The organism is Martinezella sp. CNPSo 3964 (genome assembly GCF_057784375.1).
In genome coordinates, this window is sequence record NZ_JBXSOW010000025.1 from 1 (window position 1) to 9,509 (window position 9,509).

General features: G+C 59.7%; 8 protein-coding genes. 2 read left to right on the plus strand and 6 right to left on the minus strand.

What is annotated here, in order from left to right; genetic code table 11:
- The first annotated feature begins 128 nt into the window (after window positions 1–128).
- Together AC13Q5_RS34850 and galE are read left to right on the plus strand one after the other, a co-directional pair.
- Entirely contained in the window at window positions 129–1,103 is a 975-nt protein-coding gene (locus tag AC13Q5_RS34850; RefSeq protein WP_488504941.1) for a UDP-glucuronic acid decarboxylase family protein, read from the plus strand.
- Window positions 1,100–2,074 carry a UDP-glucose 4-epimerase GalE gene (gene galE / locus AC13Q5_RS34855; protein WP_488504942.1) on the plus strand — a complete coding sequence of 325 codons (975 nt, stop codon included), beginning with the start codon at window positions 1,100–1,102 and terminating at the stop codon, window positions 2,072–2,074. The genes AC13Q5_RS34850 and galE overlap by 4 nt, the downstream gene beginning before the upstream one ends.
- Before the next feature lie 3 nt (window positions 2,075–2,077).
- On the opposite strand, the gene AC13Q5_RS34860 is transcribed toward galE, so the two are convergent.
- Genes AC13Q5_RS34860 through AC13Q5_RS34885 form a run of 6 tightly spaced genes read right to left on the minus strand, consistent with a single transcriptional unit; the run spans window position 2,078 to window position 9,373 of the window.
- Window positions 2,078–3,307 carry a glycosyltransferase family 4 protein gene (locus AC13Q5_RS34860; RefSeq protein WP_488504946.1) on the minus strand — a complete coding sequence of 410 codons (1,230 nt, stop codon included), beginning with the start codon at window positions 3,305–3,307 and terminating at the stop codon, window positions 2,078–2,080.
- Window positions 3,304–4,044, minus strand: a complete 741-nt coding sequence (locus AC13Q5_RS34865) for a class I SAM-dependent methyltransferase (RefSeq protein ID WP_075854401.1) — start codon at window positions 4,042–4,044, stop codon at window positions 3,304–3,306. Before AC13Q5_RS34865 ends, AC13Q5_RS34860 begins: the two co-directional genes overlap by 4 nt.
- Complete coding sequence (locus tag AC13Q5_RS34870; RefSeq protein WP_488504943.1) at window positions 4,041–5,351, minus strand: glycosyltransferase family 2 protein; 1,311 nt, start codon at window positions 5,349–5,351, stop codon at window positions 4,041–4,043. Before AC13Q5_RS34870 ends, AC13Q5_RS34865 begins: the two co-directional genes overlap by 4 nt.
- A complete protein-coding gene (locus AC13Q5_RS34875; RefSeq protein WP_488504944.1) occupies window positions 5,348–6,571 on the minus strand; it encodes a glycosyltransferase family 2 protein in 1,224 nt (407 codons plus the stop codon). The genes AC13Q5_RS34870 and AC13Q5_RS34875 overlap by 4 nt, the downstream gene beginning before the upstream one ends.
- Window positions 6,552–8,351, minus strand: coding sequence for an ABC transporter ATP-binding protein (locus tag AC13Q5_RS34880; RefSeq protein WP_488504945.1), 1,800 nt, complete (start codon window positions 8,349–8,351; stop codon window positions 6,552–6,554). Before AC13Q5_RS34880 ends, AC13Q5_RS34875 begins: the two co-directional genes overlap by 20 nt.
- A gap of 20 nt (window positions 8,352–8,371) precedes the next feature.
- Entirely contained in the window at window positions 8,372–9,373 is a 1,002-nt protein-coding gene (locus AC13Q5_RS34885; RefSeq protein ID WP_167459838.1) for a glycosyltransferase family 2 protein, read from the minus strand.
- Window positions 9,374–9,509: the final 136 nt, after the last annotated feature.

Genomic DNA, 9,509 nt, shown 5'->3' on the forward strand with positions numbered 1-9,509 from the left:
CTATCGTAGTGCATGCGGAGAAGGTCGATGAACATGAACGGCGTCCTTGAAAGCGGCATCCCAGCCCCGGCATCTGCCGCAGTTTCCGACGGCGGCAACTTCACGCTGTTGGCTGCGAGATAACCGGCATGCAGCAAACAAAACGAATCCTGGTTACCGGCGGAGCAGGTTTTCTCGGCTCCTTCCTATGTGAGCGGCTCTTGCAGGAAAAACATGAGGTTATCTGCGTAGACAATTTCTTTACGGGACGGAAAAGCAACGTCTTCCATCTGCTTGACAACAAGTCCTTCGAAATCGTCCGCCACGATATCACCTTTCCCCTCTATGTGGAGGTCGACGAGATCTACAATCTCGCCTGTCCGGCAAGCCCGATTCACTACCAGTTCGATCCGGTGCAGACGACCAAGACCAGCGTCCACGGTGCGATCAATATGCTCGGCCTCGCCAAACGGGTCGGCGCCAAGATCCTTCAGGCCTCAACGTCCGAAGTCTATGGCGATCCCGAGATCCATCCCCAACAGGAGGATTATTGGGGCCGGGTAAACCCGATAGGGCCTCGCTCCTGCTATGACGAAGGCAAGCGCTGTGCCGAGACCCTGTTTTTCGATTACTGGCGCCAGCACAAGCTGCGGATCAAGGTGGCGCGCATCTTCAACACCTACGGTCCAAGGATGCGTCCCGATGACGGCCGGGTCGTTTCCAACTTCATCGTACAGGCGCTGCAGAACAAGCCGATAACGGTTTATGGCAGTGGCCAGCAGACGCGCTCGTTCTGCTATGTCGACGATCTTATCGACGGCCTGGTTCGCCTGATGGGAACAAAGGACGAGGTGACAGGCCCGATCAATCTCGGCAATCCGGCGGAATTTACGATGCTGGAGCTCGCCAATCTCGCGATACAACTGACCGGAAGCCGCTCTACGATAAAATACCTGCCCCTGCCGGCTGACGATCCCAGACAACGGCAGCCGGATATCGGGGTCGCATCGCGCGAACTCGGCTGGAAGCCGAAGGTTCAGTTGCGGGAAGGCCTTGCCAGAACGATCGCCTATTTCGAAAACTTGCTGTCGTCAGGCCGTTCGCACGCGATCGCTGCCGAATGAGGACGGTCCTTGTCACCGGCGGAGCCGGCTATATCGGATCGCATTGCTGCAAGGCCTTCGCCGAGGCGGGATGGTCGGTCGTTACCTACGACAATCTCTCTCGCGGCTGGCGTGATGCGGTGAAATGGGGGCCGCTGGTCGAAGGCGATATTGCCGACGCCGAGACGGTCGCGGCAACGTTGCGCCAATATCGCCCGGATGTGGTCGCCCATTTCGCGGCTTATGCCTATGTCGGCGAATCCGTGGAATTTCCTGAGCTTTACTATCGGAACAATAGTTTCGGAACGCTGGTTCTTATCGAGGAAATGCTGAAAGCAGGTGTCGACAGGCTGATCTTTTCAAGCACCTGCGCATCCTATGGCATTCCGACCCGTACCCCGATTGACGAGACCCATCCGCAATGGCCGATCAACCCCTATGGATGGTCGAAATTCATCATCGAGCGGATGGTGGAGGATTTCTCGCGCGCCCGCGGCCTCAATGCTGTGATGCTGCGATATTTCAATGCAGCCGGCGGCGACCCCGATGGTGAGATCGGTGAGCGGCACGAGCCAGAGACCCATGTCGTTCCGCTCGCTATAGAAGCGGCGATCAGACCGGGCCGAACCTTCACCATCAACGGCACCGACTTCGACACGCGAGACGGCACGGCCGTGCGCGACTACATCCACGTCAGCGATCTCGCGCAGGCTCATGTCCTTGGCGGAGAGAAGCTATTGCGGGATGAGGGGGTGCATGTCTACAACCTTGGCACCGGCAACGGAACGACTGTCAAGGAATTGGCTGACGCCGTCAGCCGCATTTCGGGGCAAAACCTTCCGGTTGCCTATGGTCCCCGCCGAGCCGGCGATCCACCGGCTCTCGTCGCAGCAGCCGATAAAGCCGAACGGGAGCTTGGATGGGTGCCCAGGCATTCCAGCATCGACAGGATTATCGAAACAGCACTCGCCTGGTATCGCAGCCGGATGTGATCCTCACCTGCTTGCCGTTGTAAGAAACTCATCGAGAGCAGCGCCAACTGCTTCGATCGAAAATTTTTCCGTCACTCGCCTGCGGGCAGCCGCACCCAGTCGTGCTCGAAGAACTTCATCACCGCTCAATCTTGCCAAGGCCTGCGCGATTTCTTCCGGCCGCTCCTGCCCGACCATGAGACCGCCCGAGGCCTCGCCTCCGACCAAAATGTCCGGCAAACCCTGCGCATCGGAAGCGACGACAGGAAGGCCGCAAGCCATGGCTTCCAATGGCGCAACCGGCATGCCCTCGATACGGGAAGCCGTGACATAGACGTCCGCGGCGGAAAGCCAGCGCCGGATCAATATTCGGTCCGTCGTATAGCTGGAAAGCCACTGCACATTTGACATGCCGCTTCCATGAAGCAGCTTTGCGAACGCCTCGCTATCCTGGCCCGAGCCAATGATTATCAGCTGGGCGGAAGGATTGTCGGAGAAGCGCGCCCAAGCCTTCAGAAGCACATCAAGCCCCTTGCGGCGGATATCGATGCGCCCGTGATTGAGGACGATGAAGCAATCCTGAGGCAGGCCGAGATTTGCTCGCGCTTCGCTGCGATCCATCGCTTGCCATTCATTGGTATCCAACGGATTAGGGATATTCGCCATATTGGGAGCAATGCGTGGATAGGCCTTGGCAAGGCGATCGCGCTCTGCGGCGGAAGCAACGATTAGACCGCGGCACGCGCGCAGAGAAAGCTGTCTTGCGGCAGCCTCGACCCAGGACAGCGTGCGATCTCCTCCCTGAAACGTGGCGTAGAGGGGAAGGTTTAGGCTGCGTGCCAGCCATGCCAGCGCGTCGAAACGCGTATATTCATATTCCTGGGCAAGCAACAGGTCGCATTTGGAGCGGGAAAGGATCTCGCGGAAGGCTGAAAGCGGTGTTGCAGACCAGCGCCGCAGGCTATAGGCGGCAGGAGAATAGCCTTGCCGAGCCCGTTTTGCCGGCGCAACCCAGATCGGCGTGCCAGTACCCAAATGCTCGTGGCGCTCTATTCCGGTCACCCGCTCGGATGCACAAACGATGATTGGCTTGTGGCCCACCGAACTCAGCGCAGCCGCATAGCCGAACAGCCAACCTCCTGTCATCCGTTCGATGAAATCCCGAAGCTCAAGCCCGATCGGCTCGAGAAACTCCTCGATCACATCGCCCCACGGAAAGAGAGCGATCACCTTCGACGTCTGGCCATCTCTCATTTGCGCCAAGCAAACGCGGTTTCCGTGCCGCGCGTGGATGGCCGGTGCATCAAGTAACCGAGGAAAGTCACGGGTGCGGCCAGAGCGTAGAGGACCTTGCGGCGGCGACGGCCGATGCGGGAAAACGAGACGTCATGGAAAAACGCCGTGGCGGCGTTGATGAAGGTGGCGCGCCGCTCCGGGCGCCTGTCGAAAAGGGCTGCGAGTTCCGGGTCCCGGTATCCCCGCCTGACATGGCCCCATTCGCGCATCAGCTCGCTTTCATGCGGACAATGGCGTTTCATGACACTGAAATAGGGATAATGCCAGTTGATCTCGGGGGTGGAGATCAGGACATAGCCGCCGGGCCGTACCACCCGCAGCGCCTCCTGTGCGGCGCGGCGGTCGTCCTCGATGTGCTCCAGCACATCGAACATGGTGACGATATCGAAACTGTCGTCGTCCATTGGCAGCGAGCAGGCGTCACCGCAGATGAAGGTCGATTTCGCCCAGGAGGGCTGATGGTCGGCCAGCTCTGGGTCGATATCGAGTGTGACGATTTCGGCTTGCGGATAGAGGATGCTGGCAAGGCCGCTGCGACCACCACCGATTTCCAGCACCCGTCCGGTGCCTCCGGTTTCGAGAGGAGCGACCCGATGGATGGCGCGCATCTTTTCGCGATAGAACAGACCATCCGTCAAGCCGTTCGGATAGGGGTTTCCAGACAGAAACTGGCCAAGCGCTGCTTTCCTGATCATCGCGATATTCCTTTTTCAGCCGTTGCGGCATTCCCCATCGGAGGTCGCCGCATTCTCCAGCCGAAGCGCGGCAGAAACTGCAGGCCGGCGAGCCAGCCCTCTACTTCGGCCGCCAAAATTCCGAGCCTGCCCGGAGGCCCTTCGAAGAGCGCCTTGACGAAGGTCTTGGCAAAATAGATCGGCAGCTGCTTGCCGATACGCACCATGTTTCCTCGATCGCCGAAATTATCGTATTGCGTCACAAGGGCCGCGACGTGGCCTTTCATATAGGCTTTGATCTGCCGCTTGAGGCCGGGCCAGTCGCTGCGATGGTGGTGGAAGACAACGGCCCGAGGCTCATAGAGGCACACGCCACCGGCCGCCAGCAGTCGGTACCAAAGCTCAGAGTCTTCGGAACATCCCGCCGCCCCCGCGCCCAAGCGTTCGTCGAACAGGCCGACCCGCTCGAATACGGAGCGTCGAAAGGCCATGTTAGCACCGGCGCCGATCTTCCAGACATGCGCCCCGCTTGGCCGCGTCTCCTCAAAGAAACGCCTGTCGAAGGTGAGCGGCACGAAGGTCGAGCCGAACCCACCCATGGTGAATTGAAAGGAGCATTGCGCTGCCGTATCGAGACGCGCCGGTAGCACGAGACCGGTAAACGCCTCGACATCCCGTTCCGCGAAGGCACGCGCGATCTCTGTGGTCCAGCCCGGATGCGCTTCGACATCGTCGTCGGTGAAGGCGATGATATCAAACCGGCTTATTTGAACGCCGGTGTTCCGGGCTCGGCTTAGACCGGCATGGGGCTCGTGGACATAGCGAAAATCGGGGAATTGCCTGCAGATGTCCCTCGCATTGCCAGCTTGAGAATTGTCGACGATGACGACCTCGCCCGGAGCGCTGCGTTGTGCTGCAAGGCTGGTCAGGCATTTGCTCAGAGCCGGACCGCGATCGCGGGTGCAAATGACCACGGAGATGTCCTGCGCCGAAGCGGAGGATGCGGTTGCGATCGCATCAAGCGCCCCCACCAGATTTTGCGCTTCAAGCGCCGCCTCCAGCGAGAGCGCGGGCTTTGGCCGTCCTTCGTAGGTGGCTCGTAACGGTGCACCTAGCCCGATGCTGCGAGCCTGGAGTTGCGCGGCGGCATATTCGGCCGCAAGCTGACGCAATTGAGAGGTCCCGTAAGGTAGCTCGTCCTTAAGGGATGCCCGTGCTCCCAGCGGCAGGTCTTTCCACCAGAAGACCGACAATGCGGGCTCGCGATCGCTACCGATATCGGCAGCCGCCAGATCGACATGCCTCACCTCAAAACGTTCTGTCCTCATGAATTGCGCTCCCGGATCGATCTGATACGGGAGCGTGAGCGATCATATTCGCCGGCAAGGCCGTAAATTCCACCCCACAGCTCCGCTATGCCGAACCGCAACTCATGGCCGCGCAGCCGGCGAGCCGCACGGGCAAGCGCCTTCAACTGGTCGAAGAACCACCAGCGGACCATGGCGCGATGGCGCGATCGCATCTCGTCATCGATGCGATAGCTCTTGACGAGAAAGGCCATCATGCCGAGGCCCCAGGTCCAGTATTGCCGCCTGAGCTGCGGAATGGTTTCGCGATGCTCGTGATAGACGGCATATTCCGGCTCATAGATCATCGGGCGTCCGGAGCGCAGCACGCGGTAGAATATATCGAGATCGCCGCCTCCGGGCAGCGGCGCTCCCGTATCGAGCGCCTCATCGAAGCCGCCAAGCTCGATCAGCAATTTGCGGTCGAAGGCCATGTTGCAGCCGGCGCCGAGAACGCCGGCGCCGACGGGGTGGAGCGGGTTGTCAAAGCGAGCCCTGTGAAACTCCCTGCGCGCAAAGCCGCGGCCAAACCCACCACGCCGCTCGAAAAAGATCTGCGCCTCGGTGTCGAGACGAAACGGCAGCACGAGGCCGGTGAAGCCGCCGACGCCAGGGTTGTCGCGGCACGCCTTGGCAAGGCCTACAAGCCAATTGCGGTCCACCACGACGTCATCGTCCAGATAGGCGATGATATCGCCCCAGGCTGCATGAAGAGCGGCGTTTCGGGCGAAATCCAGCCCAGCCTTCGGTTCGAAAACGTAGCGGATATCGCGGAAGCTCTCGACGGCTTCGCGCGTGGCCGTATCCACCGAGGCATTATCGACCACGATGATTTCGACGAACTGGAAGGGAGAGTCACTCCGAACCTGATCGAGCGAGCGCAGCAACCGGGAAAGGCGCTGTGCACGATCCTTGGTGCAGATTGCGATGCTGAGGCTCGGCAGCATCGTCTCGTTCGCCGGCAAGCGCGCCCTCAGCTCCTCCTCCAGCTTCGCAACGAGGATGCATTCGGCAAATCGCTCATCGGCAAGGGCTTTCAGGCTCTCGGCCGACAGCATAGAGCCAGCCGGCCGCCCGATCATTTCAAATGCGATCAGCCGGCCCTGCCATCGTGCGATCAAGCCGACGCCGGTCTGCTCAGCCGAGAGTTCGATCGACGCCAGGGGCTCCGACAACTCGATATCAATAAGCTTGTAACTCATCACCTAACTCCCGCCCGCTGCGGCGGCCGTGCTGAAATTCGTGGAGCCTGGAAAAATGCCCCTGCCGTTTGAAGAGCTCGTCCGGCGAACCCGCCTCAACCACACGACCCTTTGTCATCACGATGATCTGATCGGCCGCCAGAACGGTCGACAGACGGTGAGCGATCACGACAACGGTGCGGTTGTGCGCGTACTTGTCGAGCGCCAGCTGAAACGCCTGTTCGGTTTCGGCGTCGAGCGCGTTCGTCGCCTCATCCAGAAGCAGAATGTCAGGATTTCGAAGGATCGTTCGGGCGAGTGCTACGCGCTGCCTTTGCCCACCCGACAGGCGCATCCCCTGATCGCCGATCCGTGTCTCGTAGCCATCCGGAAGCAGCCGGATGAAATCGTCCGCCTTGGCGATTTCGGCAGCCTTGCGGATCTCGTCTGGCCCGGCATCCAGATCGCCATAGGCGATATTGGCTGAAATCGTGTCATTGAAGAGGTGGACCTCCTGCGACATCAGCGACAGGCGCTTGCGCCAGCTGCGAAGATCGAATTCGGGAAGAGGCATACCATCGGCGACGATTTCGCCGGATGTCGGATCGATGAAGCGAAAGAGCAGCGCCATCACTGTGGATTTTCCCGCACCGGACTCGCCCACGATCGCAGTGGTCTTGCCGGCGGGAATGCTGAAGGAGACATCTTCCAGCGCAAGCGGCTGACCGGGCGCGTAGCGGAAAGAGACATTGCGGAATTCGACGGCTTTCCTGAAGGTGGGTGCCTGCACATGCCCCTCCGAGAGAAAAGGCCTCTCCGTTGTGCGGAGGAAGTCATCGACATCGTCGATGCTGCCGGCGAGCCCATCGAGCGCGATCTTCGATTGCAGCAGCTCCCGCGTTGGGCCTTGAAGACGATATAGTAGCGAGAGAAACGCGGCCAGCGCCGCAATGCCCAGGCTCACCGATTGAGCCACCAGGACGAGCGCACCGATCAGGATTGTAATCGAGATTTCCGAGACAGGCCCCGGTGTCGCCCACAACATATCGAGCTTCAGAAGGCGTCGCCGCACTTTGTCGGAAGTCTTCCGGAAACGGTTGCGCTCATAGTCTTCCTGGGCGAAAGCGCGGATCAATTGCAGCGCGTTGATGCTCTCCCACATCCTCAAGCCGAACTGCTTGTTTTCCTCGACAACAGCCTTGCCGGTTTCGTCTGCGCGGCGCGTGGCCAGGCGAATGGCCATGGCCGCGAAGAGCAGAAACATCATCGAGAAGAAGGTCAGCCGGACGGAAATCAGCAGCATCAGCAGCATGAAGACAACGAAGGTGCAGAAGCATATCGTCAAACGGTAGGCGAGACTTAAGGCCTGACTGACCTTCCAGGTGTTGTTGGCAATCGTCGTGATGATATCGGAGCGTTTGTTTTCCACCCGGTAGTCGATGCATGAGCTGATTGTCTGGTCGAAAACCCTTGCCCTCAGCCGATGAGCAACGAGACCATCGATATACCGGGTCACCCAGGTATTGATGAGATGGACGGCATTCTTAAGAAGGATGCTGACGCACAGCACGCCTACCAAGAATGCCGTCAAATGGCTTTGCGGAACGGGTGCGAGAAGCCGGTCGAAAATTCGCTGCCATTCTCCCTCCTGCGCGGCTGCGGCGCCGAGGCTCTGAATAAGGGGAATGAAGAGAAAGAGGCCTGCACCCTCAAGGACCGCAGCGGCCAGGCCGAGCCCGACTATGGTTGGTCCTGCCCAGGTCGGCGCCTCTGCCAGGCGGAAGAGCCGTTGCAACCGCATGAGGAACGAACTCCCCGACCTCACGGGATCGTCTCCATATAGAGCGGCCGCAACTCGGCGTTTCTTTGCAAGCCCCTCAGCCGAGCCTTGAGCCAATCGGGAACCAGCCTGGCGCGGCAATATACGTCCAGTATGTTCGGCAGACTTGAAATCGCCAGGCGCGGCGCCAATGCCAGAAATCGCCTCAACAGATCACAGCCATCGAAAAATCGCCCGCTGACAAAGGCTCTAACGACAAGCCAGTGGATCATGTCGACCAAATGGGCGTCGAGGTCGCTGCCATATTGAGGATATTTTCCGCGATACTCGGCGAGGACGATTTCGCATGAAGACAGCATCCGCTTGACGTCGCTCGACATGTTCGTGTTCGTCATGCGGTAGCCGATCAGGTGCTGCTGTATGACGCGGAATTCGTAGTTCTCCGCAATTCTGAGGCAGATCAGAAGATCCTCGCAGCCCTGGGCGTTGCGCGCCCTTAAGGACGGGTCGAACTGCCCGGCTTCTTCGAACGCGGAACGACGCATGAGCATCGAGCTGCCGTTGCCGACGAAATTATTTCTGCACATGCGCTGGAGCACATGCCCTTCATGGCTCGGCCGGTTATGCAGCGAAAATACGCGGCTATGCTCGTCGATAAGCGCATACCAGCAATAGGCCAGTCCGACCGATGGTCCGCCCTCGTCAAGCGCTTGCCATTGAAGGGCAATCTTTGACGGAGCCCATAAATCGTCGGCATCGATAAATGCGAGAAACTCGGCATCGGTCGCAGCCGCACCATTGTTACGCGCTGCGGCGACGCCGCTATTGGCCTGCCGAAGGATCCGGATTCGCGGATCCTGCTTTGCGTATTCAGCCACGATGGATAGCGATCGATCCGAAGAACCATCGTCGACAATGATGATATCAAGAGCCTGATGCGTCTGGCGGCAGATGCTGGCCAGGGTCGCCCCGATCGTTCGTTCGGCGTTGAACATCGGCACGATGACCGCAACGGTGGTACTTCGCTTAGCTTCCACAGTCATTGCCACCCTTGGCGGCGAGGCCGACGAACCCGATGATAGCGCTGCAGCCGGAAGCATTGGCAAGCGCCGGAGCTGGGATGCCGCTTTCAAGGACGCCGTTTACGTTCATCGACCTTCTCCGCATGCACTGCGATAA

What these genes read in the sequence shown, in the direction of transcription:
- AC13Q5_RS34850 (WP_488504941.1), top strand. Translation starts at nt 129, where the DNA reads ATGCAGCAAACAAAACGAATCCTGGTTACCGGCGGAGCAGGTTTTCTC.
- galE (WP_488504942.1), top strand. Translation starts at nt 1,100, where the DNA reads ATGAGGACGGTCCTTGTCACCGGCGGAGCCGGCTATATCGGATCGCAT.
- AC13Q5_RS34860 (WP_488504946.1), bottom strand. Translation starts at nt 3,307, where the DNA reads ATGAGAGATGGCCAGACGTCGAAGGTGATCGCTCTCTTTCCGTGGGGC.
- AC13Q5_RS34865 (WP_075854401.1), bottom strand. Translation starts at nt 4,044, where the DNA reads ATGATCAGGAAAGCAGCGCTTGGCCAGTTTCTGTCTGGAAACCCCTAT.
- AC13Q5_RS34870 (WP_488504943.1), bottom strand. Translation starts at nt 5,351, where the DNA reads ATGAGGACAGAACGTTTTGAGGTGAGGCATGTCGATCTGGCGGCTGCC.
- AC13Q5_RS34875 (WP_488504944.1), bottom strand. Translation starts at nt 6,571, where the DNA reads ATGAGTTACAAGCTTATTGATATCGAGTTGTCGGAGCCCCTGGCGTCG.
- AC13Q5_RS34880 (WP_488504945.1), bottom strand. Translation starts at nt 8,351, where the DNA reads ATGCGGTTGCAACGGCTCTTCCGCCTGGCAGAGGCGCCGACCTGGGCA.
- AC13Q5_RS34885 (WP_167459838.1), bottom strand. Translation starts at nt 9,373, where the DNA reads ATGACTGTGGAAGCTAAGCGAAGTACCACCGTTGCGGTCATCGTGCCG.